General features: G+C 55.5%; 21 protein-coding genes and 1 pseudogene. 14 read left to right on the forward strand and 8 right to left on the reverse strand.

Features of this window, described 5'->3' with window-relative positions:
- Positions 1-9 precede the first annotated feature (9 nt).
- The 3 genes from M9H61_RS08510 to M9H61_RS08520 all read left to right on the forward strand — a co-directional run bounded on the left by M9H61_RS08510 (position 10) and on the right by M9H61_RS08520 (position 5,498).
- Positions 10-3,213: an efflux RND transporter permease subunit gene (locus tag M9H61_RS08510; RefSeq protein WP_101247511.1), complete on the forward strand. Its 3,204-nt coding sequence runs from the start codon at positions 10-12 to the stop codon at positions 3,211-3,213.
- A gap of 339 nt (positions 3,214-3,552) precedes the next feature.
- Complete coding sequence (locus M9H61_RS08515) at positions 3,553-4,479, forward strand: TIGR02285 family protein (RefSeq protein ID WP_250284569.1); 927 nt, start codon at positions 3,553-3,555, stop codon at positions 4,477-4,479.
- Positions 4,480-4,568: 89 nt separating this feature from the next.
- Positions 4,569-5,498 carry a hypothetical protein gene (locus tag M9H61_RS08520; RefSeq protein WP_250284571.1) on the forward strand — a complete coding sequence of 310 codons (930 nt, stop codon included), beginning with the start codon at positions 4,569-4,571 and terminating at the stop codon, positions 5,496-5,498.
- Positions 5,499-5,620: 122 nt separating this feature from the next.
- Here M9H61_RS08520 and pssA read toward each other — a convergent pair whose 3' ends face one another.
- From pssA to M9H61_RS08540, 4 genes are all read right to left on the reverse strand, one after another.
- Positions 5,621-6,481, reverse strand: coding sequence for a CDP-diacylglycerol--serine O-phosphatidyltransferase (gene pssA, locus M9H61_RS08525; protein WP_068517528.1), 861 nt, complete (start codon positions 6,479-6,481; stop codon positions 5,621-5,623).
- Positions 6,481-7,170, reverse strand: coding sequence for a phosphatidylserine decarboxylase (locus tag M9H61_RS08530; protein ID WP_231856667.1), 690 nt, complete (start codon positions 7,168-7,170; stop codon positions 6,481-6,483). Before M9H61_RS08530 ends, pssA begins: the two co-directional genes overlap by 1 nt.
- Before the next feature lie 186 nt (positions 7,171-7,356).
- Entirely contained in the window at positions 7,357-8,475 is a 1,119-nt protein-coding gene (locus M9H61_RS08535; RefSeq protein WP_250284572.1) for an Ig-like domain-containing protein, read from the reverse strand.
- A gap of 295 nt (positions 8,476-8,770) precedes the next feature.
- On the reverse strand, positions 8,771-9,748 hold the full coding sequence (locus tag M9H61_RS08540; RefSeq protein WP_250284574.1) for a hypothetical protein: 978 nt from the start codon (positions 9,746-9,748) through the stop codon (positions 8,771-8,773).
- A gap of 397 nt (positions 9,749-10,145) precedes the next feature.
- Between M9H61_RS08540 and M9H61_RS08545 the strand changes: the two genes are divergently transcribed.
- The 8 genes from M9H61_RS08545 to M9H61_RS08580 all read left to right on the forward strand — a co-directional run bounded on the left by M9H61_RS08545 (position 10,146) and on the right by M9H61_RS08580 (position 18,472).
- On the forward strand, positions 10,146-10,730 hold the full coding sequence (locus M9H61_RS08545; protein WP_250284576.1) for a TIGR00730 family Rossman fold protein: 585 nt from the start codon (positions 10,146-10,148) through the stop codon (positions 10,728-10,730).
- A gap of 196 nt (positions 10,731-10,926) precedes the next feature.
- Positions 10,927-11,997 (forward strand): cytochrome-c peroxidase, encoded by a 1,071-nt coding sequence (locus M9H61_RS08550; RefSeq protein WP_068517524.1) that lies wholly within the window; start codon positions 10,927-10,929, stop codon positions 11,995-11,997.
- 259 nt (positions 11,998-12,256) lie between these two features.
- The gene (locus tag M9H61_RS08555) at positions 12,257-13,042 is read left to right on the forward strand and encodes a DeoR/GlpR family DNA-binding transcription regulator (protein WP_068517523.1); all 786 of its coding nucleotides are present in this window, start codon (positions 12,257-12,259) and stop codon (positions 13,040-13,042) included.
- On the forward strand, positions 13,039-14,160 hold the full coding sequence (locus M9H61_RS08560; protein WP_250284578.1) for an ABC transporter ATP-binding protein: 1,122 nt from the start codon (positions 13,039-13,041) through the stop codon (positions 14,158-14,160). The genes M9H61_RS08555 and M9H61_RS08560 overlap by 4 nt, the downstream gene beginning before the upstream one ends.
- A gap of 16 nt (positions 14,161-14,176) precedes the next feature.
- Entirely contained in the window at positions 14,177-15,442 is a 1,266-nt protein-coding gene (locus M9H61_RS08565; RefSeq protein WP_068517521.1) for an ABC transporter substrate-binding protein, read from the forward strand.
- Positions 15,443-15,533: 91 nt separating this feature from the next.
- Positions 15,534-16,427: a carbohydrate ABC transporter permease gene (locus tag M9H61_RS08570; protein ID WP_250284584.1), complete on the forward strand. Its 894-nt coding sequence runs from the start codon at positions 15,534-15,536 to the stop codon at positions 16,425-16,427.
- Complete coding sequence (locus M9H61_RS08575; protein ID WP_114113402.1) at positions 16,424-17,272, forward strand: carbohydrate ABC transporter permease; 849 nt, start codon at positions 16,424-16,426, stop codon at positions 17,270-17,272. The genes M9H61_RS08570 and M9H61_RS08575 overlap by 4 nt, the downstream gene beginning before the upstream one ends.
- A gap of 219 nt (positions 17,273-17,491) precedes the next feature.
- On the forward strand, positions 17,492-18,472 hold the full coding sequence (locus M9H61_RS08580) for an EamA family transporter (RefSeq protein ID WP_250284586.1): 981 nt from the start codon (positions 17,492-17,494) through the stop codon (positions 18,470-18,472).
- Between the two features lie 361 nt (positions 18,473-18,833).
- Here M9H61_RS08580 and M9H61_RS08585 read toward each other — a convergent pair.
- Positions 18,834-20,425 (reverse strand): annotated as a pseudogene (locus M9H61_RS08585) (DHA2 family efflux MFS transporter permease subunit).
- Entirely contained in the window at positions 20,425-21,528 is a 1,104-nt protein-coding gene (locus M9H61_RS08590; protein WP_250284588.1) for an HlyD family secretion protein, read from the reverse strand. The pseudogene M9H61_RS08585 and the gene M9H61_RS08590 overlap by 1 nt, the downstream one beginning before the upstream one ends.
- Before the next feature lie 95 nt (positions 21,529-21,623).
- Between M9H61_RS08590 and M9H61_RS08595 the strand changes: the two genes are divergently transcribed.
- Positions 21,624-22,262, forward strand: coding sequence for a TetR/AcrR family transcriptional regulator (locus M9H61_RS08595; protein WP_068517641.1), 639 nt, complete (start codon positions 21,624-21,626; stop codon positions 22,260-22,262).
- 128 nt (positions 22,263-22,390) lie between these two features.
- Here M9H61_RS08595 and M9H61_RS08600 read toward each other — a convergent pair whose 3' ends face one another.
- Positions 22,391-22,561, reverse strand: a complete 171-nt coding sequence (locus tag M9H61_RS08600) for a hypothetical protein (protein WP_170310255.1) — start codon at positions 22,559-22,561, stop codon at positions 22,391-22,393.
- Between the two features lie 77 nt (positions 22,562-22,638).
- Positions 22,639-22,980 (reverse strand): hypothetical protein, encoded by a 342-nt coding sequence (locus tag M9H61_RS08605; protein WP_170310256.1) that lies wholly within the window; start codon positions 22,978-22,980, stop codon positions 22,639-22,641.
- Positions 22,981-22,991: 11 nt separating this feature from the next.
- Between M9H61_RS08605 and M9H61_RS08610 the strand changes: the two genes are divergently transcribed.
- On the forward strand, positions 22,992-24,206 hold the full coding sequence (locus M9H61_RS08610) for an NADP-dependent isocitrate dehydrogenase (RefSeq protein ID WP_250284590.1): 1,215 nt from the start codon (positions 22,992-22,994) through the stop codon (positions 24,204-24,206).
- Between the two features lie 338 nt (positions 24,207-24,544).
- On the forward strand, positions 24,545-25,525 hold the full coding sequence (locus tag M9H61_RS08615; RefSeq protein WP_250284593.1) for a helix-turn-helix domain-containing protein: 981 nt from the start codon (positions 24,545-24,547) through the stop codon (positions 25,523-25,525).
- Positions 25,526-25,862: the final 337 nt, after the last annotated feature.

A 25,862-nucleotide genomic window follows, 5' to 3' on the forward strand; every position in this document is an offset into this window, starting at 1 on the left:
AGATAGAAAATGTCCCTGATTGATCACGCGTTAAACAGGTCGCGAACCGTTATCCTTGTTCTGATCCTGCTGCTGGCGGCGGGCTGGGTTGGCTATAACACCATCCCGAAAGAAGCCGATCCCGACGTCCAGATCCCGGTTCTTTATGTCACCATGCATCATGACGGTGTTTCGCCCGAAGATGCCGAACGGCTGTTGCTGCGCCCGATGGAGCAGGAATTGCGTTCGATCGAAGGTGTCAAGGAAATGAGTTCCCAGTCCTATCAGGACGGGGCATCGGTGACGCTTGAATTCTATTCCGATGTTGAAATCGACGAGGCATTGGCAGATGTCCGCGAACGGGTTGATATCGCCAAATCCGAACTGCCCGAAGATACCGACGATCCCGAAGTTCACGAAGTGAACCTGTCGCTGTTCCCGGTTCTGGTCGTGACCCTTTCGGGGGATGTGCCCGAACGTGCGCTTCTGCGCATGGCCCGTGACCTTAAGGATTCAATCGAAGGCATCCCGGCGGTTCTCGAAGCCAATCTTGCCGGGGACCGCGAAGAACTGGTCGAATTTGTCATCGACCCGATGAAGGTCGAGGCCTATCGCCTGAACGGCATCGATATCGTATCGCTGGTGCGCAATTCCAACGCGCTTGTCGCCGCCGGGGCGGTCGATACCGGCACCGGACGGTTCAACATCAAGGTGCCCGGCCTGTTTGAAAGCGTGTCCGACATTCTTGACATGCCGCTGATTGTTGACGGGGATTCCGTGATCCGGTTCCGCGATATCGGCGATGTGCGCCGGACCTTCAAGGATGCCGAAAGCTTTGCCCGCCTGAATGGCGAACCGGCAATCGCGATCGAGGTTTCCAAACGTGTCGGTGAAAACATCATCGAGGTCATCGATGCGATCAAGGCTACCACGGCCGAGGCACAGCAAGCCTTTCCGCCCAACCTGACGGTCAGCTATTCACAGGACAAGTCATCTGACATCCGCACCATGCTGACCGATCTTCAGAACAGTGTGATTCTGGCGATCCTTCTGGTGATGGTGGTGGTAATCTGGTCGCTGGGCTGGCGGTCGGGACTTCTGGTCGGACTGGCCATTCCGGGATCATTCCTGACGGCGATCCTGATCCTTTGGGCGCTGGGCATGACGGTCAATATCGTCGTTCTGTTCAGCCTGATCCTTGCGGTCGGGATGCTGGTGGATGGCGCCATTGTTGTCACCGAATATGCCGATCGCAAAATGATTGACGGCCTGCATCGCAAGGAAGCCTATCCGCTTGCGGCAAAACGCATGGCATTGCCGATCATTGCATCGACCGCCACCACGCTTGCGGCCTTCCTGCCGCTGGCATTCTGGCCCGATATCGTTGGCGAATTCATGAAATTCCTGCCGATTACGGTTCTGTTTACCCTATCGGCATCGCTTGTCATGGCGCTGATCTTTGTCCCGACGGTCGGGGCATGGTTTGGCAAACCGGGCAGTGAAAGCAATGAAAGCCTCGAAGCCATTGCTGCTGATCATGCCGATGACATTCACAAGGTCAAGGGCGGCACCGGGCTTTATGTCCGGATGCTCAGGACATCGCTTCGCTTCTATTGGCTGGTGGTGCCTGCGGCCTTTGTCATTCTGATTGTGGTCTGGGGTGCGTTTGGCGTGCTGGGCAAGGGTGTTGAATTCTTCCCGGCGGTCGAACCGGAAGTCGCCGTTGTCCAGGTCCGTGCGCGCGGCAACCTGTCCTATTATGAACAGGATGCGTTGCTCAAAGAGGTCGAAGACCGCATTCTTGACCTTGATGCCCGTCACGAAGGCGAACACTGGTTTGATACGGTCTATGCCCGGTCGGGCAAGAATGCCGGTGGCAATGAGGCGTCCGAAGATGTGATCGGTGTCGTGCAGCTTGAATATGCCGACTGGCAGAACCGCCCCAAGGCAACCGAGATCGAAAAACGCATTCTGGCCGAAACGGCCGATCTTGCCGGGATTCATGTCGAAGTCCGCGCCCAGGAAGCAGGTCCGCCCCAGGGCAAGGACATCCAGATACAGCTGCGTTCCTTCTATCCCGAACTTCTGGATGAAACCGCGACCATGCTGGTCAACGGTTTGCAGGAAATGGGCGGCATGTATAACTTCGAAGACGGCAAATCGCCCCCGGGCATTGACTGGGAATATACGGTTGACCGTGCCCAGGCGCTTAAATTCGGGGCCGATATCAACCAGATCGGCAATGTCGTCAAGCTGGTGACCAACGGCATCAATTTCTCGACCTATCGTCCGGATGATTCAACCGAGGAAATCGATATTGTCGGGCGCTATCCCGCACAGTACCGGTCACTTGATGAACTTGAAAACCTTCAGATCGTGACCGACAAGGGTTTGGTGCCGCTGTCGAACTTCATCACACGCACCCCCAAACCCAAAACCGGGACCCTGACCCGTGTGGACAGCCGCCGTGCATTGACCGTCAAGGCCGATGTTCAGGACGGGGTGCTGGTTGATACCAAACTGGGCGAGGTCAAGGAATGGATGAAGACGCTTGATATCGATCCGCGGATTTCGGTCGAATTCAAGGGACAGGACGAAGAACAGAAAAAGTCTGCGGACTTCCTGATGAATGCCTTTACGGTCGCGCTGTTCATCATGTTCATCATTCTGGTAACGCAGTTCAACAGCATCTCGAGCTCGCTTCTGATCATGATCGCAATCATCATGTCGACGGCGGGTGTGTTCCTGGGGCTTATGATCACCGGGCAAGCCTTTTCGATCGTGATGAACGGTATTGGCGTCGTCGCACTGGCCGGGATTGTTGTGAACAACAATATCGTTCTGATCGATACCTTTGACCGGCTTAAACACACCGCCGGAAGCATCGAGGCCGCCATCCTGCAAACCGGTGCACAGCGTTTGCGCCCGGTGATGCTGACCACGGTGACCACCATTCTTGGTCTGGTGCCGATGGTGCTTCAGATCAATATCGACTTTGCCGCCCGGGATGTTTCAATCGGCGCGCCGTCGACCCAGTGGTGGGTACAGCTTTCGACCTCGATCGCATTCGGTCTGGCCTTTGCCACGGCCCTGACCCTGATCTTTACGCCCTGCGCATTGATGATGCGTCACAAGCTTGGCGGCAAGTTCCGCCATCTTGGCCCGTGGGTAAAATCGGTCAGTGCGACCTGGCTTGGTCGTGGTCCCAAAAATCAGTCCGGCCCGACGGCCTGATCCGCATAGCCGCGCGACTTTTTCCCCCGACCCCGCCGCGCGGTTACACCGGCCCCCTTCCCCGGGGGCCGGTGATTTATTTGGTGACTTATTTTGGTGATTTATTTTCCGGCCAAGAAAACACGGACCCTAACCATTTGCCTTCAAGACAATATATCGAAATATACGTATAAACGAATTCACACGTGCAATCAGGGTTCTGCCTTCGACAAAAGGCGTAGACAGGCCGTTATTGCAATGCAATGCCGGGCAAAGCTAATACACACTTTGCTAAGGAAGTTGCGTGTATCGTTAAACAAAATACAAAAAAGAATTCGTAATCGGGAACAGGGGATTGCAATGGCGAGGGGTAAACTCGGCCCGACCAGCTTGTGCCTGCTGGCTGGGGCATGGCTGTGCATATTGCTGGCATCCGGTGATGTTCGGGCGCAAAACAGTCCGACATTCACATGGGCTGTGCCGCCCTTTGCCCCGGCCTTTATCACCGATCAGGACGAACTGACCGGATACGCCGCCGATACCCAGAACTGGTTTGCCCAGCGTCTTCCGCACTATCATCACGAAATCCTGCAAGTGCCACTTGCCCGGTTGTTGGCCGAAATGAAAAGCGGCGATGGCGAGCTGCGCTGTTCGGCGACCCTGATCCCCACCCCGGAACGCCGCGAATATATTACCTTTGCCAAGACGATCCTTTTGCATCTGCCGATTTCGGTTGTCATCCGGGTCGAAGACCAGGACCTGTTTGCGCCCTATCTTGATGATGCCGGCCATGTCGAACTGTCGCGTCTTGTCTCGGATCAGCATCTTACGACGGCGATCCGCATCGGCCGGGCCTATGGCACCCAGGTCGACAAACAATTGATGGCCCATCGCAATGATGTCCATGTCATGCAGGTCGCCGATGACACCAAATTCCTGCGCATGCTTGAACTTCATCGCATTGACTGGACGCTGTATTTCCCGTCAGAGGCCGAATTTTACCGCCGCGACCAGACCCCGGACCTTAAAATCAAGGCGCTTCCGATTGCCGGCAGTACCACCTTGCTCGAAGCGACCATCGGCTGTGCCAACACCCCGGCCGGACGCAAAGCCATTGCCGAAATCAACAGGATTGTCGATGACCACCCGTCCATGCCCTGGACCGATTTCTATACCGAATGGCTAAGCCCGCAGGACCGCGACTGGTTCAAGGCCGCGCGCGATCAGTTCATCAATCCCAACCAGTTCGAAGCCCGGCTGCAATATCACCACCGGCCGGAAAAATAGAATTTTACCAATAAATATTTGCATTTAGCGCCCCGAATTCCCTTATAAGTAAGCAGTTGAATTTCCTGCTTGAACGGGGAGAAATGATAATGCGCCCCATCGGGAACCGTCATGTGCGCCGGGTTGCGCGATCCAGTTTTGCTGTGCTGTTTTTGGCAATCTGCCTGACCTTGGTCGGGGCGGGAATGTCCGCCCATGCCCAGACCAAACAACCCGTCACCTGGGCGCTGACACCCCTGCCGCCCGCGATGCTTGAAAAGGACGGGGCGATTGTCGGTTACGGGGTGGACATTCTGGACTGGTTTGCCGCCCGCCTTCCCAACTATCAGCATCAAAAGGAAATCATTCCCCTACCCCGGCTGGTCAAAACCATTACCGGGCCGGGCACCTATTGCAATATCGGCATGAACCCGACCGAAGAACGCAAAAAGTTCCTGCATTTCAGCGAAGCGGTGCTGCCGCATCTTCCGGTCAGCCTGATCACAAGCCCGCAGCGCGAAGAACAGATCAAGCCGTTTCTCAATCCAGACGGGGAAATCGATCTTGAACGCATGATCACGTTTGGCAAGCTTAATGGTGCCTTGCGCTCGCAGCGCTCCTACGGGGCGACGATTGACGCGATCCTGCGGCGAAACATCACCAACCCGGGCCTGAGCTTTATTGGCAATGACGCCAATTTCTTGCAGCTTATTGCGCTTGGCCGGCTGGACTGGACGCTGTATCTGCCCGCCGAAGCAGAATATTACCGCCGTACCAAACTGCCCGGTGAAATCTTTTCAAGCTGGCATATCGCGGGCAATGACCATCTGATGCCGGCATCGATTGCATGCAGCAAAACCGTGGTCGGCGATGCGATTGTTGCCGCGATCAATACCCTGGTCAAAGACAATCCCGGCATGCCCTGGACCCGGTTTTATGCCTCGTCCCTGTCCGAACAGGACCAGATCCGCTATCAGCAAAAACTGCGCAACTATCAACGTGCGCCCGGTTCAAGCCTGTCACAGGTGATTGATCAGTAAGGCGGATGACGCCTTTGCGTCCCGATACGTTTCAGCCTTCCCGCACAGCCAGCACAACCTTCCCAGCCGTCACAAACAAAAAAAAGCCGACAGACTGTCGGCTTTTTGCGGATCAATTCGGATCAGTTCTGATGGACGCGATTAAGCCCCTCGTCGGGGTCGTCATCGGGTTCGCCATCGTCATCTTCTTCGTCCGGGGTATCCTGTTCCTGCTGATGTTCGACACCCATGCGGCGATAGGAACGATAGGATAGCGGGAAGGTGATGAAATAGATCGCGGCAATCGCCGAAAGCGTCAGCCACGGCGAGGACACCAGAAACGCCACCGACGCCCCGAAGGCCAGCATCAGAGGCAATACCCATGCGCGCGGGACCTTGACCTTCTTGAAGCTGAAGGTCGGCAGGCGCGACACCATCAGACCGGCAATCAGAACACCATAAGGTGCGACGATATAGGGGCTGTCAAAGATGCCTTCGCCAAACTGGAAGGTCAGGACAATCGGCCACATGGCAAGGGCGGCTGCCGCCGGGGCCGGAACCCCGGTAAAGAAGCGATAAGCCCATGTCGGCAGTTCCGGTTCACCCAGCATCTGGGTGTTAAACCGTGCCAGACGCAGCATCATGCAAACCGCAAACAGCAGCGACAAAGCCCAGCCGATGCCACCGAATTCATGAAGCGACCAGAAATACAGCATCATCGCCGGTGCAACGCCAAAGCAGACAAAGTCCGACAGACTGTCGAGTTCGCCGCCAAAGCGGCTTGATGCGTTAAGCATCCGGGCCAGACGGCCATCAAGGCCGTCAATGATCCCGGCAATCAGAATGGCGGCAACCGCGGCTTCCCACCGATCCTGCATCGCAAAGCGGATCGAGGTCAAACCGGCACACATACCCATGATCGTCGCCACATTGGGCACCAGCCGCGTAAGCGACATCGCCTTGAAACGACGCGGACGACGGGTCGGTTCGATGCCGCCAGCCATTAGCGGATCTCCCCGACGGCGGCTTCCTTGCCCTTGACCGAAACATCGGCAAGAACAGTTTCACCGGCAATCGTGGTCTGACCGACAATCACGTTCGGCGACACACCTTCGGGCAGATAGACATCAACGCGCGAGCCAAAGCGGATCAGGCCGAAACGCTCACCAGCCTTAAGCTGCGATCCGGTACCGACATCACACAGAATACGACGCGCGACCAGACCGGCGATCTGGACAACACCGAATTCGCGGCCTTCCTTGTCACGGACAAGCAGGATCTGGCGTTCGTTGTTTTCCGATGCCTTGTCGAGTTCGGCATTGACGAATTTGCCCGGCACATAGGCCTCGCCAACGACTTCGCCATTCACCGGGCAACGGTTCACATGGACATTGAAAACGTTCATGAAGATCGAAACGCGGGTGCGCGGGGTCTTGTCGTCAAGTTCCAGTTCCTTGGGCAGCGGCGCCTGCGAAATCATGCAGACACGCCCGTCGGCCGGCGAAATCACCAGATTTTCATCGGTCGGGGTGATGCGGTCCGGATCACGGAAGAAATAGGCACACCACAGCGTCAGGATCACGCCGATCCAGCCCAATGGTTCCGCAATCAGGAACAAGCCCACAGTAATTGCCGCGAAAATCGCAACGAATTTCCAGCCTTCAGGATTGATCGGTACAAGAACGGATTTCAAAGTCTTAATTCCCTGGTTGCCATGGATCGGGCATATCAAATCGATACCATCGGTATCATGCGGGCGCGTTCTTAGCATCTAGTGATGACAAAGGGCAACGCAACCCGACAAAACTGTTCGCCAAAAAATCGAAAGGCGCAAAACACACTTATCATGTGTTTTGCGCCTCGAAAAGAAAAGCGATGCTTACTGAGCTTTTTCTTCGTTGGGCAGGGCGAAAATCTGGCCCGGATAGATCAGGTCAGGATCGCGGATCTGCTTGCGGTTCTGGTGATAGATCACCCAGTATTTCAAACCGTCACCATAGGTGCGCCGTGCAATCCGCCACAGGCTGTTGCCCGGCTGAACGACATAGCGTGACCCCGGCTCAAGAATTTCATCAGGGCGGGCACGTTCAAACGGAATTTCAACACGCGCTGTCACCTTGCCGGTATCATCAAGCTGATCGGCACGCATGGTGTAATTGCCCGGTTCAATCGGCTCGCCAATGGTCAGCGCCCAGTTGCCGTTTTCATCGGCGGGCGCGGTCCCGACATGCTGGTTATCAAGATAGACCTGAACGCTGTGGTTCATGTCAGCCTTGCCCGACATGGCAACGCGGCCCTGTTCGTCATAATCGACAACATCGATCGACAGGCGCGGCATGCCCGGTTCGTCAGTACCGACATCTTCGCTTTTGGCATCGACCGGTTCTTCAAGCTTGGCCGGGCCCTGAAGTACGGTTGCGGCACCATCGCCTTCGGATGGAACCTTAAGGGCGATGATCGGAGCGCTTTCTTCCTTGGTTTCCGCCGTTTCAGCGTTACCTTCCGGTCCGCCGTCCGCCGTTGTGGCATCGGGTTTGGCATCGGGGATCAGCACCACGACCTTGTCGTCGGCCTTGGCAACCGTGCCGCTGGCATCTTCGGATTCAAGGGAAAGTTCGCGGTCGCCACTTGCCAGCGGCTTGCCCGGCAGAACGACCCATTCGCCACGCTCGTCAGCTGTTGCTTCGCCGATGACTTCTTCGCCTTCGCGGATGCGGACCTTGCTGTTGGGGGCGGCACGACCGGCGATCACGGCATTGCCATCCGGACCGATGCGCACAACATCAAAACTTGGATTGGTGATTTCCGGTGCCGAAGATTCCGGCGATGCTGCCGGTTCCGGAGCCTTGACCTCAGAGGTATCTGTGGTCGTAACCGCGGGCGCCTGTGTGACCGGCGCAGTGACTTCATCTGCACTTTGGGTCAACATGTAATTCAGCGCAATCGCCGCAATGATCAGTACAACGCCGACAATGACGAGGATATAGGGTCGTTTCACCGGAAATATCCTTGAACGATGTTTATGTTATCAGGGTTTTACCCCCATGGTCGCGGCCAAATCGTTGGAATTGCTTGCCATATTCCCCTCAAACAACCCCTTTGGACGCGTTAATTAGAAACTTGTACTACTTTCAGATCACAGTTTCCATAACGTAACGAACAAACGATATCGCGCAACCGTTAGGTAAAGATGAATAGAATCAGTCTGTTTGCTTAAATAACAGAATGCTTAATCAGTCAAATCGCCACAGCAATCATCAATCGCCGGTCACGCGCCACCGCCCGGATCCCGATTACAGGCTGCTGGCCATCTGGGCTGCGACATAGGCAACCAGTGCTGTCATGATCAGGGGCAGAACCAGCACCCCGAACCGGATCACGCTGCGCACCAGCACGGCCTGTGCCGGATTGGCATCAGGCACCAGCGCGCCAAGCCGGGCCGCACCGCGCCCGGCCGACACCACCAGCAACAACACCGCAAAGGCAAAGCATGATGCCGGCATCAGGATCATCATCGCCGCCGCACTGGCCATCAGGGCCCCGACAACGCCCAGCCACACCGTCGCACGATATTGCGGGGCGGCCTTTTCCGACACCAGGGCAACCACCAGTGCGATCCATAAGGCGGCCTGAAACACCACATGCTGGCCAAGGCCGAATTGATGGGCAATGATCCCCTGCCCCAATGCCAGCGTCATAAGCATGGCAACCGGGCCGGGCTTGGCATCGCCCGCGGGACCCGCACCGGCATCCTGGGTCGATGATTTGGTATTTCGGGTTTTGGCCGTCTTGGATTTTTTGCCCCTTGCCGGTTTGTCGGAAGGGTCGTCATCCTGATCAAAGTCCGGGCGTGTCACCCACAGGAAACAGCCGCCAATAATTAGAAAGGCCAGCCATGCGAGGATCTTGATCCCGCCCGGATGATAGGAAAGCCCGCTGATCGGGGCCGCAAGCACAAGCCATGCCCCCAACAGCAGCAATACCGCCGAAACCACCAGACATACCCGTTCGGACAATCGCGAAAAATCAAGGATCGCGCCACAGACACCGCCCAGAACCAGCATCAGCAACGCCGCCCCGACACCCCCGCGCGCAGTATCGGGCAGACCGATTGCGGCTGGCACGGCAACCGCGACTGCCGGAATAATCGCGCCCAGAACAAGACGGCGCGCCACCGCCCGTTCAAGGCCAAGCCACAGCGCAAGCATCAGAACCGCGGCAATAATGCCCGATACCAGAATGGCAAGTAATAAGGGATTGTCGACAAACACGGTGGGCGATCCTGCCTTCTTTTCGTTGGTTGGTTATCTGTTGCTTTTGCCGGGCACGATGATGTGCACAGCATTACCCATCCCACAATCAGGTTCATAACTTGTTAACTCTCGTGCGAATTCCGCACAGCACAAGCAGCGCGCGTGATCAGCCCGTTATGCAGAACGGTTGGCCCGATCACCGGATCGTTTCATCAGATTGCCGGATGGCCGGGCCGTTGTGACAAACAAAAGCAACGGAAATACGGCGCAATAGCGTCATTGAAATTTAAATTGCTGTCATGCGGAAATTCCTGACCTCTTGGCGATTTGATCGGCTATGTTCAAATTCCGTACGGGGCGACAGCACCAAAATCGCCCCGCTACCTGCGAAACAAGAAACAAAAGGCAGGTCGCCATGACTAAAGTAAAATCAATCTGTGTATTCTGCGGCGCTTCGAACGGGGAAAATCCCCAGCATATGGAAAATGCCATCACCTTTGGCAAAATGATGGCTGAACGGGGCATCGCGCTGGTTTATGGCGGGGGCCGTATCGGCCTTATGGGGGCTGTTGCCGATGGCGTCATGAAAAATGGCGGCGAAGTGATCGGGATCATCCCCGAACATCTGCATGATATCGAAGTCGGACATACCGGGCTTTCGGAACTGATTGTCTGCAAATCCATGCATCAGCGCAAAGTTGAAATGTTCCGTCGTTCCGATGCCTTCGTGACGCTGGCCGGCGGTCTTGGCAGCCTTGATGAAGCATTCGAAGCCATGACCCTGCGTCAGCTTGGCATTCATGACAAACCGATGGTGTTCCTTAATGCGCTTGGCTATTGGGACAAGTGCTTTGACATGATTGACGGCATCATTGACGAAGGCTTTGCCCGCGAAAGCCACAAGAATCTTTATACCGTCGCCAACACGCTTGATGAAATCTTTGAACAGCTTTCCGCCGAACCGGCACCGAAATTCGACCCGCGCGAAAAGCTTTTCTGATCCGGTCATGTCAATGGGCCGTTTGCGGTCCATTGGCAATATCCGTGATATTACAAGAACAAGACGTAAAATTTCGATTTAGTCAAATTTCAACTAACTTGTTGATATTAAATAATTTTCTGAATCTTGATGTAAATCACCACACGCCGACGTAGAATTTGATCTTGTACTTTCTCCACCAATTGGGAGAGAGAACATGAGACCGCATCAATTTCTCGCGACGATCCTGATATCTGGCGGCACACTGGTTGGCATCAGCAATGCCGCATTTGCCGTTGATCCCGCCCAGCTCCGTGAAAGTGCCAAAGACTATTTCGAAGTCATTCCATCGATGGTTCCCGCCATCGCCGGAAATGCCGTGACCCGCGAAAAAGTCGATCTGGGCAAGAAGCTGTTTTTTGATCCGCGCCTGTCGGCCAGCGCGATCATTTCGTGCAATACCTGTCACAATCTTGGCATGGGCGGCGATGACAATCTTGAAACATCGATCGGGCATGGCTGGCAGAAAGGCCCGCGCAACGCCCCGACCGTTTACAACGCCGTCTTTAACGAAGCCCAATTCTGGGATGGTCGTGCCGAGGACCTCAAAGCACAGGCCAAGGGCCCGGTTCAGGCCGGGGTCGAAATGGCCAGCACCCCCGAACGGGTTGTGACGGTTCTGAATTCGATGCCCGAATATGTCGCACAGTTCAATGCCGCCTTCCCCGGGCAAAACGACCCGGTCACCTTTGACAATATGGCAATGGCGATCGAAGCATTCGAGGCAACCCTGATCACCCCGGCATCACGGTTTGACCAGTTCCTTGAAGGCAATGACACCATAATGACCGAAACCGAGCTGGCCGGGCTTGAACTGTTCATCGATACCGGCTGCGCATCCTGTCACAACGGGGTGAATGTCGGCGGCACCGGTTATTATCCGTTCGGTGTTGTCGAACAGCCCGGGGCCGAAATTCTGCCGCCCGATGACAAGGGACGGTTTGCAGTCACCCAGACGGCGACCGATGACTATGTCTTCCGGGCCGGACCGCTGCGCAACATTGCCCTGACCGCCCCCTATTTCCATTCCGGCAAGGTCTGGAACCTTGAACAGGCGGTCGCAATCATGAGTTCGTCCCAACTGGGCACGGAACTGAATGATGCAGAAGTCCAGGCCATTACCGCCTTCCTGCATACCCTGACCGGGGAAACGCCAAGCGTTGAATATCCGGTTTTGCCAGTCAGCAGCCCGACAACCCCGAAACCCGCAGCGATGATCGCGAACTGATCATCACGTCCCCCAGAGCCCGGATCGGTTGTCATCCGATCCGGCAACCTCAAGGCCGCCCGCAGCAAGGCGGCCTTTTTTATGTTCACCTGCACAATCGGCAGGCGAATTTGCACAACAGGCATCAAAAGTCCGCATAATTCCGCCAATTCAACGGGTTCTGGCAACATTCATATGAATGTCATGCTTCTGAAATCTTAGTGACAACGAAGCCGCGTATGATCGTTTTCATGTTCAAAGCAACAAATTGAACGATCAAATGAATATTTCTGCACGACAACGCGACATCATCGACATTCTGCGCCGTGACAGCTTTGCCTCGATCGACAAGCTGGCGGCCCATTTTGACGTCACGCCGCAAACGGTCCGCCGCGACGTCAATATGCTGAGCGATGCCAATCTGGTGCGTCGCCGCCATGGCGGTGTTGAATATGCCGGGGAACCGGGCATGAACCTGTCCTATGACAGTCGCCAGGTCACCAATATCGCCGCCAAGCACGCCATATCGCTTCATGTCGCCAATATGATCCCGGACGGGGCATCGATCCTGATCGGGATTGGCAGCACGCTGGAACTCGTCGCACTAAACCTTGTTGAACATCGTCATCTGACGGTGATTACCAACAATCTCAATGCGGCCATGGCCCTTGGCAACAATACCGGCAACCGGATCGTCATTCCCGGCGGGACGCTGCGCCTGCCTGATCGTGATGTCATCAGCCCCGATGCCGAAACGATGTTCAACAATTACAAGGTCGATTACGGCCTGTTCGGGGTTGGCGGCATCGAACCCGATGGCACGCTGACCGACTTTGACCATCGCGAAGTGTCGTTGCGTCAGGCCATTGCCGGCAATTGCCGCAATTCCATCCTTGTTGCCGATCAATCGAAATTCGGCCGCCCGGCCCCGGCCAAGGGCGGACATATCACCGACCCGGACGTGATTGTTGTCGATGGCATCCCCGGCGGGGTGTTCGACCCGCTGTTCAACCGTCAGGACGTCCGCGCCCGTCTGCAAATTGCAAAAAGCGAAACTTCAAAATGACTGCCCAAACGCCTTTCATCCAGATCAGGTCCGTCTCGCGCGTTTTTAACGGCGGCAACGGGGTCCATGATCTGTCCATCGACATTCCGCGCGGCAGTTTTGTCGTGTTGCTGGGGCCGTCGGGCTGCGGCAAATCAACGACACTTCGTCTGATTGCCGGTCTTGAAACCGCCGATCACGGCACAATCGCCATTGATGGCAAGGATGTCACAAATGTTCCGCCATCCAAACGCGGCCTGTCGATGGTGTTTCAATCCTATGCGCTGTTCCCGCATCTGAGCGTTGCCGAAAACATCATCTTTGGCCTCAAGGTCCGCAAAACCGGCAAGGACGAAATCAAGTCCCGCCTGACCGAGGCGCTTAATGTCACCGGTCTTCAGGGATATGAAGACCGCAAACCAGCCGAACTTTCCGGCGGCCAGCGCCAGCGCGTTGCCCTTGCGCGTGCCATTGTTGCCGGGCATCCGCTGTGTCTGATGGATGAACCGTTATCAAATCTTGATGCCAAATTGCGCCATTCGGTGCGCAAGGATATCCGCGATCTGCAACAGCGCCTTGGCATTACGGTTGTCTATGTCACCCATGACCAGACCGAAGCCATGAGCATGGCCGATATCGTCATCCTGATGAAGGATGGCCGTATCGAACAGGCGGGCAATCCGGCCGATCTTTATCTGCAACCGGCCACGGCCTTTGCCGCCGGCTTTGTCGGAAGCCCGCCCATGGCGTTGCTTCCGGCCTCTGCACTTCCCGATGCGGTTATCCCGCCAAAAACCGATGCCGGACGCCTGACATTTGGCATCCGCCCCGAAGACCTGGTTCTGAGCACAGACACCAGCACGAAGGCGTGGGGCATTTCAGCCACGGTGACCGGCAGTGAATTTCTGGGCGCAGAGACATTTGTCTATGTCGCGATCCCCGGAACATCCGGGGCCACCGCCCGCCTGCCCGGTCAGGTCCATATCGCACCGGGCACACAGGTTTCGCTCAGTTGGGCTGGCGCTGCGGCCCACTGGTTTGGCGAAGACGGTCAACGTCTTGCACCGACGGCGACCCGCGAAGCAGCGCGCGAACCAAATACCTCCTTCGACACTGACACTGCAATTCCGAGTTTGTAACAGGGAAAACAAATCCATGCGGAACATCGTAACCAGTGCCGCCTTTGCGGCCGGACTGATGGCAACGGCGGTATCACCGGCCTTTGCCGCAACCGAACTGACCATGTATTACCCGATCGCGGTCGGCGGCCCGCTGACCGACGTTATTGACGGCATGATCGAAGGTTTTGAATCCGAAAACCCGGATGTCAAAGTCAATGCCATCTATGCCGGCAACTATGACGATACCCGCCTGCGTGCGGTTTCCGCCCTTAAAAGCGGCGACCCGGCACAGCTTTCGGTCATGTTCTCGATCGATGTCTATGACCTGATCGAACAGGACCTGATTGTACCGTTTGATGATGTTGTCAAAACCGCCGAAGACAAGGAATGGCTCAACTCGTTCTATCCGGCACTGATGGCCAATGGTGAAGTTGATGGCAAAACCTGGGGCATCCCGTTCCAGCGTTCAACCATTGTCATGTACTATAACAAGGACATGTTCCGCGAAGCCGGTCTTGATCCGGAACACGCACCGGCCACCTGGGAAGAACTGGTGTCGGCTGGCAAGGCCCTTTCAAAGGACGGCAAATGGGGTCTTATGGTGCCGTCGACCGGTTATCCGTACTGGATGTTCCAGTGCTTTGCCATTCAGAATGGCAAGGAACTGATGAGCAAGGATGGCACGGAAACCTATTTTGATGATCCGGCCGTGATCGAGGCGCTTGAATTCTGGCGCGGTCTTGCCACCAAAGAAAAGATCATGCCCGAAGGCACGATTGAATGGGGTACGCTGCGTCAGGCCTTTGTTCAGGGCCAGACCGCGATGATGTGGCATTCGACCGGCAACCTGTCGGCTGTCAAACGCGAAGCCAAATTTGATTTCGGCGTTGCGATGCTTCCGAAACACAAACAGCCGGGTTCTCCGACCGGTGGCGGTAACTTCTATCTGTTCAAAAACTCGACCGATGCACAGAAAGAAGCATCCCTTGCGCTGATCAAATACATGACCGCGCCGGAACGTGCGGCGGAATGGTCGATTGCCACGGGCTATGTCGGTGTCACGCCGGACGCCTATGAAACCGATGCCCTGAAATCCTATGCGGCCGAATTCCCGCAGGCCGTTGTTGCCCGTGATCAGCTTGAAGTCGCGATCCCGGAATTCTCGACCTATGACACGGCACGCGTCCGCGAAGGTCTGAACAACGCCATTCAGGCGGCTTTGACCGGTGAAAAATCACCGAAAGAAGCCCTTGAAGGTGCACAGGCCGAAGCAAACCGTCTTCTTCGGGCGTTCCACTAACCCGATCTGCACGCCGAAGCAGGCCCCCAATGCCTGCTTCGGCACTTTTGTTTGTGATTTTGCTTAATCCATTTTGACGGACGTGCCGACCATGAATGACATGGCAAGACTTCAAAAACAAAGGCTTGCGCTTTATGGCTGGATGCTTGCGGCACCGGCCCTGGCATTGATGAGCCTGTTTGCCTTTTACCCGGCCATTGCAACATTCTGGCACAGCCTGTTTACCCGGGGCACAACGCGCCGCCCGTCGGTTTTTGCCGGGTTTGAAAACTATAGCGACCTGTTTGCCGATCCGACATTCGCGACCGTGGTGTGGAACAATCTGATCTATGCCGGGGTGACCATTCCGGTCTCGATCATCTTTGCGCTGATCATGGCGCTTTGGGCCAATGCCCATATTCCCGCCCGATCATTCGTGCGCAGTGCCTATTTCACCCCGACCATCCTGCCGATGATTGCGGCGGCCAATTTGTGGCTGTTTTTCTATACGCCCGATCTTGGGGTTATTGATCAGATCACCGGATTTTTCGGGGCGTCGCCGACCAACTGGCTGGGGCAGCCCGACACCGCCCTTGCCGCGGTGATTGTGGTGACGATCTGGAAAGAAGCCGGGTTTTTCATGATCTTTTACCTGGCAGCCCTTCAGACCATTCCGCCTGATTTGCGCGAAGCCGCCCGGATCGAAGGGGCTGGTCGCTGGACCTATACACGCCGTGTGCTTTTACCGCTTTTGATGCCGACCACGATCTTTGTGTTCGTCAATGCGATGATCAATTCAGTCAAACTGATCGACCATCTGTTCATCCTGACCAAGGGCGGGCCGAACAATGCATCCAAACTGATCCTCTACTGGATCTGGGAAATGGCATTTGCCTATTTCGACAGCCCGCACGCAGCCGCCATGACCATCCTTGTTCTTCTGGGACTTGGCCTTGTTGCCGTCGCGCAGTTCCGACTGGTTGAAAAACGGACCCATTACCGATGAATACTGCATTTGCTTCGCATCCTGCCAAACGCGCCCTGCCCGATTTTGACAAGGTTCTCGATGCCCTTGGCGCCTGGGTTCTGGCGATTGTCTGGATTTCGCCGCTTCTGTTTGCGACATGGGCAGCCTTGCAGCCATCGGGCACGGCACTTGGTCTGGATTTTTCCAATCCGCTGACATTCGAGAATTTTACCTATGTCTGGAATGCAGTGCCGTGGATTGGTTATTTCACCAATACGGTCATTCTGGTTACCCTGATCCTTGCCGGGCAGCTGGTTCTTTGCACGCTGGCGGGATTTGCCTTTGCGCGCTTTGAATTCAAAGGCCGCGATACGATCTTTATCCTCGTTCTGCTGCAACTTTTCATCCTGCCCGAAGTCCTGATTGTCGAAAACTATGCCATCGTTTCCAAGCTTGGCCTGTTTGACACCGCCCTTGGCATCGGGTTGCCCTACATGGCCAGTGCCTTTGGCATTTTCCTGTTGCGTCAGGCCTTCAAATCCGTGCCGGTCGAACTTGAAGAAGCCGCCCGGATCGAAGGATGCAGCTGGATGGGTGTTTTGTGGAAGGTCTATGTCCCGGCGGCAAAGCCGGTCTATCTGGCCTATGCCCTGGTCTCGATCGCCACACACTGGAACAATTTCCTGTGGCCGCTGATTGTCACAAATTCACCCGACACCCGGCCTTTGACCGTCGGCCTGTCGCTGTTTGGCGCGCCGGAAACCGGGGTCGATATTTCGGTGATCAGTGCGGCGACCATCATGACCATCGCGCCGCTTTTGATCGCGTTTTTGATTTTCCAGCGCCAGTTTATCCAAGCCTTCCTGCGTGCAGGCATCCGGTAAGGGAGCCTGTTCCCCCGACCCCGTCAAACAAACAGGACACAACACCCCGTCGCGTCGCAGAGGCACGGCGGGGTTTGCTTTGATCGCGGCATCGTTTTGCGCCACAGGATTCTGGCCGGACTTCTGCTCAGGCTTCTGGTCGGGTTAAATTTCCGTCGTCAAAAACGTGCAATTCATGCATCATGACCCTCGCCATCATAATTTTTAAAAATTCTTCATATGCCTGTCCTGTTCCTGCTGTTTGGCACCACATTCATCTGGGCCATGCTTCTGGTATGCAACCGCATTGCGCTTACCAGTTTTGATATTGATCCCTATGCCATGACCTGCTGGCAGCTGGTCTTTGGCGGGATCGCGCTTGTGCTTCTGGCACCGGGGCGCAGCATCCCGTGGCGGCAATTCACCTTGCCGATCAATTGGGCATATGGATTTCTGCGTGTCATGACCGGGGTTACCTGGACCGCGTCGCTTTTATATATCAGCGCACCGGAAAGCGGCATTTTGTCCCAGACCGGGATGCCGTTGGCCGCCCTTGCCGCGACCTTTGTTCTGGGCCGGGCGCCCGGGCGATATGAATGGTTTGGTCATACGACCCTGATTTGCGGGGCGCTTTGGCTGGCCTGGCATCTGCCGGGCGGGTTTGGCAATCCTGCGGTGTTGCTGATGCTGGCATCCGAGGTCACGGCGATTTCATCATCGGTTCTGGCCGAACTTCATCCCGACAACCAGATCAAGGATACCTGGGCGCATCTGCGCTTTACCGGGGTGCTGTTGCTGATTACTGCATCGATCTTTCTGATTGTGCCGCCCCTGATCGCCCTGATCAGTCCGGTGCCGATCCCCTATATTTCGACCAGCGGATTGTTTGGCACCGAAACGCTGATTGCCGGACTTCTGATCGGGATCCTGTTTCGCGGTCCGGCGATGGTGCTGTCGCTGCGATCGATAAAAACCGCCGGCATTGAAAAATACATCCTGTCGACCAGCGTTCTGCCCTTTGTGCTGCTTGGTCTTGAAATGGTCGCGGCACAGTTCGCGCTTACCCCGATGCCGACCCATGACAGTGTGTTCTGGATCTCTTCCCTTCTGGTGATGATCGGGATTATTCAGATAACAGTATCGAAACATCGTCATGCGGCCAAACGCAGGGCACAGGACCGGATCGCGGCGGCGGCCGCAACACCGGAAAATGCAGGCTAACCCAAATATGCCGGGGCCCGATCCCTTTGCATTTTTTGCGCGTTCTTTGGCACGATTTTTGGCGCAGTTTTGACCTGTTGCTTTTTGTGCTGTTGATCCCTGCAAGATGCGTATCGCCTTGTCCCAGGGTGGCACCAAACGACTTCCCCGGTCGTTACGTGCCGATCGCATCTTGTCCCTTTCGGAGTCTCCCCCGAAAGGTCGAAACGCCCGGGTCCCCACCCGGGTGTTTCCATTTCCAGAACAAAAATGCCGGTCCCCGGGGGACGGGGACCGGCCAGGCCGCACTCGAGCGGGAAAAGCTCGCGGGGTCGGGGGAATGCTTGTGCGGCCTGATTTCGGCTTTTTGGATCCTTTGTGATCAGTGTGCGCCACCACCGCCACCCGCAGTTGCCCGTGGCGGGCGGGCAAGAGGCAACAGCAAGAAGGCAATAAAGAAGGTAGCCGCCATCGCAAGATAGACATCGTTGAACGAAATGATCGAAGCTTCGCGGGTCACCAGATTGACGATGAATTTCATAGCAGCGGCCTTGGGATCGGCGATGCCCATTTCCGAATAACGCGCCATCATGGTGGCCAGATATTCCTTGAAGGCGGTGCTGGCCGGATTGATATGTTCGGACAGAAGCGAGAAATGATAATCAATGCGCTTATCAAGCAGCGTATTGATCGCCGCCATCCCGATAGCCCCGCCAAGATTGCGCATCAGGTTATAAAGCCCGCTGGCATTTTTGATCTTTTCGGGCGGCAAGGTCCCAAGGGCCAGATTGGTCACCGGCAACATGCAGAACATCAAAGCAGCACCGCGCACGATCTGCGGCAGGATCAGTTCATTGAACGACACTTCGCTGTTATTGAAACCATGCATGGCAAGGCCGGTGGCAAACAGACCAAGCCCGATGCCAAGAACCACCCGCGGCGGATATTTGGCTGTCATTTTCCCGGCGATCGGTGCCGACAGGAACTGCGCAATCCCGGTCACCGCCATGATCATGCCGATTTCCAGACTGTCATAGCCGCGCACCCGGCTTAGCATCAGCGGCATGATATAGACACTGCCATAAAGCCCGACGCCGAGTGTAAAGCTGAATACACAGCCCATCGTAAAATTGCGATCGGCAAAGGATTTCAGATCAACAATCGGCTTGTCATAGGTAAACATCCGCCAGAAGAAATAGATGCCGGCAATCACGCATACGATGGTGCCATAGATGATCGCGGTTTCATCAAACCAGTCATCTTTCGGGCCTTCATCCAGCACATATTCCAGACTGCCCAGAAACACCGCCATCGCCAGAAGCCCCCAAAGATCAAACCCCTTGAGAAGCGAAGGGTCCCCGCGGTCAACGCGCAACGTCATCGCCACCACAGCGGCAATCGCAAGGCCCGGCAACACATTGATCAGAAACAGCCAGTGCCATGGGTCAAAAACCCGCCAAGGGTCGGACCGATGGTCGGCGCCATGGTGGCAATCAGACCGATCATCACCGATGCGGTGTTCCGCTTTTCAGGCGGGAAAATGATATAGGTCGTGGCAAACACGGTCGGGATCATCGCCCCGCCAAGGAACCCTTGGGCCGCGCGAAACCAGATCATGCTTTCAATCGACCAGGCAAAGGCCGAGGCCACCGACATCACCGTGAACCCGATGGCCGAGATCACAAACAGCCAGCGCGTCGACATCAGCCGCGACAAGAACCCCGAAAGCGGGATCATCACGACTTCGGCAATCAGATAGCTTGTCTGAACCCAGCCGATTTCATCGGGGCTTGCCGACAGGCCGGCCTGAATGTTTTCAAGCGAACTTGCCACGATCTGGATATCAAGGATCGCCAGAAACATACCGACAACCATTGCCACCCAGCCAATCAGCTTGGCCCGGTCGACATGACCGGCATGATCGCCCGCCTGGGGCATGGCAGTCGGGTTACCGGTATTGGTGGCACTGCTCATCAGTTAAGCTCCGATACTTCCGTTGCCGGAAGCACATTCTGCGCAAGACCGCTGCCCGCCACATGCTGCGACCCGTCAGGATCACGGGTATCGACATCGACCACCACCGAAAGACCGGGGCGCAGGGCAGCCGCCCATTTGCTGTCATCAAGCGAAATACGGATCGGCACACGCTGGGTGATCTTGGTGAAGTTGCCCGTGGCATTTTCCGGGGGCAGCAGGCTGAATTGCGCGCCGGTTGCCGGGGCAAAACTTTCGACTGTGCCGGTGATATCGGCATTCGGGAAGGCATCAACCGATACCTTTACCTTCTGGCCATGGGCCATGTGTTCGATCTGGGTTTCCTTGAAATTGGCGACCACATAGACACCGGGCAGCGGCACCAGTACCAGAAGCTGTTCACCCGGCTGCACCAGCGCACCGGTCTGGACCGACCGGTTGCCGACAACCCCGTTAAACGGCGCATAGATTTTGGTATCTTCAAGCGCCTGCATCGCGACATCGCGGGCAGCCTTGGCCTGGGTTACAGCGCGTTCGGCCTCGATCTTTTGTGCGCGCAGCACACCAAGCCGGCCTTTTTCAACCGACAGGGTCGCATTGGCAGCCGCAACCTGTGCCTGTGCCTTTTGGCGGTCGGCCTTTGCATAGTCGAATTTCTGACGGCTGGCGGCACCCTTTTGCACAAGATCCTTGTAGCGTTCGTAATCTTCGGTCGTGCGGTCGAGTTCGACCTGGGCAATGCGCAGATTGGCCTCGGCCTGCGAGATTGCGGCTTCCTGCAAGGCGATCTGTTCATCCATGGTCGTAACCGCGGACTGGCGGGCTTCAAGCGTTGCGGTCGCCTGTGCGACTTCAAGCCGGTAATCTTCGTCATTGATGGTCAGCAACAGGTCGCCCTTGCGCACCGGCTGGTTTTCGGCAACCGCCAGCTCACCGACATAGCCCGATACTTTTGGGGAAATGGCGACTTCATCGGCCTGCAAATAGGCATTGTCGGTACCTTCGAAGTACTGACCCTCGGTCACCCAATAGAACCCGTAATATCCACCGCCACCGATAATCGCCGCTGCGATCAGGGGCAGAATGATTTTCTTCACACTCATCGTCTTGGTAAATCCTTTTGGTATTGATCAGTACCATTTGTGCCTTTATGGTACCAATCAGTACCAACCGTCAAGTGCCGAATTGGAACAAACGTTTGTCTGAAGCCAAAAAGATCGATCCCAGAACGCTCAAACGCCGCGAAGCCATGATCGAAGCCGCGCGGGAATTGTTTTGCGAACATGGGCTTGCGGGCACGACACTGGAAATGATCACGGCCGAGGCCGGCGGGTCACGCCGCACGATCTATGAGCTGTTTGGCAACAAGGACGGTGTGTTCGAAGCGGTCATTCGCGATTGCACGGGACGAGTCACATCGATCATGGCGGATCTGGAACTGTCGCAATTGCCGCTTCGCCAGGCATTGATCCATTTTGGCGAAACATTGATGACGCTTCTGACCACGCCCGACACCATCCGGTATATGCGGCTGTTTTTATCGGAAGTTCCGCGTTTCCCGCATCTGGGCAAGGTGTTTTATGAAAGCGGCCTGATGACCGGTCGGCGGATCATCACATCCTTTTTCGAACGCCAGATGGCAGAAGGTAATTTTCCGAAAAACGATCCGAAACAGGCGGCTGTGTTCTTTACCAGTCTGCTCAAGGCGGATTACGATTTCCGGCAGATGACCTATGTCGGCTGGGAACCGCAGGCCAAGGATTTGCATGCCCATGTGATTGCCGCAGTTGACATGTTCCTGCGCGGTTACGGGCTTGATCCCCAAAAAATGGAATAACCCCAATTGCGGGTTTGACATTCGGGCCAAGACATCCGGCAACATGGCCCCCCGACCCTGTTTTGCCATCTGTTGTGTGCCCTTTTTCTGATTGTGCCTGGCTGATTGTTCCTTGCGGGCTGTCCGGCTCAGAACAAGGTCAGCAAGCGATAGGCAATCGGACCCAGCATGGTGACAACCCCAACCCACATCAGGGCAACGCCCCAATTCTGATTGCGGTTGTTAAAGCCGAACCCCAACAGACAAAAGCCGATCACACATACGACAAGAATGATGATGTTTTCGGTCGTCATGATCATGTCTATCCCCTTTTTTTCTGATGTGACGATATCGGAGTCTTGGTCTGTTTCCCGTCACGCCATCACTTTAGACCTGTTTAAAGGACGGCTTCCTTGATCCTGATCACAGGGGGCGTGAAAATGATTGCACGACACATTTTCAAATCCCCCGAACCGGTTTTTGAAAAAGAACCGCGTAAATCACGGACAAACTTACCCTTTTTCACACGCTCAAAGCGCGCAAAACCGGCGCTTCCGCGCGCAGAAAGCGGCGATTTCATCAAAGAAAGTAATGATGTTGCGTCGCCCTCTTTGATTTTCTGGTGGCTTCCTGTATGTTGCGGGCTCCCGACGCGGCCAGGGCGCTCCCTCGCGCGCCGGAAGACAAAGATTAACCATCTTGAATGGCAGCCGCGCTGCAAGTCGGCAGCGGCCAGCAAGGGAGTATTCTATGAGCAAGATTCAAGTTAAGAATCCGATCGTCGAACTTGACGGCGATGAAATGACCCGGATCATCTGGGACTTCATTAAAAACAAACTGATTCTGCCTTATCTCGACGTTGACCTGAAATACTATGATCTTTCGGTTCAGAAACGTGACGAGACCGACGACCAGATCACCATTGATGCGGCAAATGCCATCAAGGAACACCGCGTTGGCGTCAAATGCGCAACCATCACCCCCGATGAACAGCGCGTCGAAGAATTCGGCCTGAAAAAGATGTGGAAGTCGCCGAACGGCACCATCCGTAACATCATCGGCGGTACCGTTTTCCGTCAGCCGATCATTTGCTCGAACGTTCCGCGTCTGGTTCCGGGTTGGACCCAGCCGATCGTTATTGGCCGTCACGCATTCGGTGACCAGTACCGTGCGACCGACTTCAAGGTTCCGGGCGCAGGCAAGCTGACCATCAAGTTCCAGCCGGCAGACGGCGGCGAAGCCATCGAACACGAAGTCTTCGACTTCCCGTCTTCGGGCGTTGCGATGTCGATGTATAACCTTGACGATTCCATCAAGGGCTTTGCACGTGCTTGCATGAACTATGGTCTGTCGCTCGGTTGGCCGGTTTACCTGTCGACCAAGAACACCATCATGAAAGCCTATGACGGCCGCTTCAAGGACCTGTTCGAAGAAGTCTTCCAGGAAGAATTCAAAGACAAGTTCGAAGCAGCAGGCATCACCTACGAACACCGCCTGATCGACGACATGGTTGCATGTGCGATGAAATGGAACGGTGGTTTCGTTTGGGCTTGTAAGAACTATGACGGCGACGTTCAGTCCGACACCGTTGCACAGGGCTTCGGCTCGCTCGGCCTGATGACCTCTGTTCTGATGACCCCGGATGGGCAGACCGTCGAAGCAGAAGCTGCACACGGCACCGTTACCCGTCACTACCGTCAGCACCAGCAGGGCAAAGAAACCTCGACCAACCCGATTGCGTCGATCTTTGCCTGGACCCAGGGTCTTAAGTACCGTGGCGAGTTCGATGGTACCCCGGAAGTCGTCAAGTTTGCCGAAACCCTTGAAAAAGTTTGCGTCGACACCGTCGAAGCCGGCTTCATGACCAAGGATCTGGCCCTGCTGATCGGCCCGAACCAGAAATGGCTGACCACCACCCAGTTCCTCGACAAACTGGACGAAGGTCTGAAAGCTGCAATGGCCTGATCCATCTGATCAGACTGGCAGTTTGCCAAAATAAAGAAGCCCCTGCCGGGAAACCGGCAGGGGCTTTTTCTTTGTCTTGTCCTCTTGCGCGCCTCAGCCTCAGTCCCAGCCCAAGACCCGGCCCCGGCCCCCACTCCGGCCCCGCTTGCAGCAAGTACGTTTGCGCGCAATGGCGGAACGAAGCGATTGCGTCATTTATAAAATCAATCAACAATAGATTATTACGTTACGAAAGACTATCATCCGCATATATTCATCGACGGGCAACACGAGCCTTGAATGCGCTGTCATCGGCATGATGAACAATTGTTTTGGGGTATGGACGTCGGGGGACGGCGATGACCTATCTGCAAAATCATACGATTTTGTCTTCGGGCGATCTTGACGAGGTTCGTGAGTCGATAAAGAACCTTGCGGCGCGACACGACCTTGACGTCAAGGGACGGCAGGCGGACTTTCATGCGCGTGTTGCCGCGGTGGAACGTGACGACATCAATCTGATGCATGTCACATTTGGCAATGCACGACTAAGTGTTGAATCCTCCGAAGAAGATGATGACGGCCTGTTACTCTATCTTGTCACCAGTGGAACGGGTGTCGCACAACATTGCGGCGAAGAGCTGGAATTTTCCGCCAATGCGGGCTTCATGCGTGATCTGGCTGTGCCGGTCAGCGCCACAGAAGACGATTTTGGCGCAGTCGTCCTGCGCCTTTCCAAGAACAAGCTGAAAAACCATGCCCGTTCGCTGGTTGGCGACGATGTCGATTTGAAAGGATTGCGTTTCAATCCGGCCATTGATCCGGCGACGCCGGGATGGAACGTGTTTCGTCACACAGTTGATTATGTGGCCCACAATCTTGATGGGCCGTTACGCGATGTGCAAAACCCGTTCATAACCACCCAGATGAAGGACATGCTGTTCACCCAGTGCCTGAGCCTGTTGCCCAACAGCTATCAGGATGTCATGAACGGGCGCGCGGTAACAGAAATCGTTCCCTATTACGTTAAACGCGCGCGCGACCATATCCATGCCCATGCACACAAAAAACTCGGCCTTGCCGACATCGCGGCAGCCGCCGGATGCGGGTATCGCGGATTGCAAAAGGGCTTCATGGATGCCTATGGCAAGCCCCCGATTGCCTATTTGCGAACCGTTCGGTTAAAACGCGTCAGGACCATTCTCAAGACGGAACTGAACGGGAAAACCGTCGCAGAAGTCGCCAGACAATGGGGCTTCTCGCATATGGGACGATTTGCCAAGGATTATCAGCGGGAATTTGGCGAACTTCCATCCGAGACAATTCGCAAATACGTCTAGAACCAGTCCGCTATATCCAAAAAACGTCCGGCATATCCCCAAAGCGCATCAAACGTATGACGGCGCTGATTTGCATATTCCATTCTCGGTGATGCTGTTCAATTCTCGGTGCGGGGGGTGAGGCATCTTTTGTTCATTCAAAGGTTTGATCGGTCTTTGACCGGTCTTGGGGTGTCTTTGCTTGACGGAAGTTGAAGCATCAACAAAGACGTGTCTGACGGCGCTCATTTCTGCGTTGACCGGGGTTTGAAAAACCCTGGGATGTCGCAATCTGATGGCGCCGTCAGACCAGAAAACCTGACGTGGAACGCCTTCTCATCCCCAATGCAAACCATAG

Source organism: Thalassospira sp. GO-4, from assembly GCF_023588965.1.
Lineage (GTDB): Bacteria > Pseudomonadota > Alphaproteobacteria > Rhodospirillales > Thalassospiraceae > Thalassospira > Thalassospira povalilytica.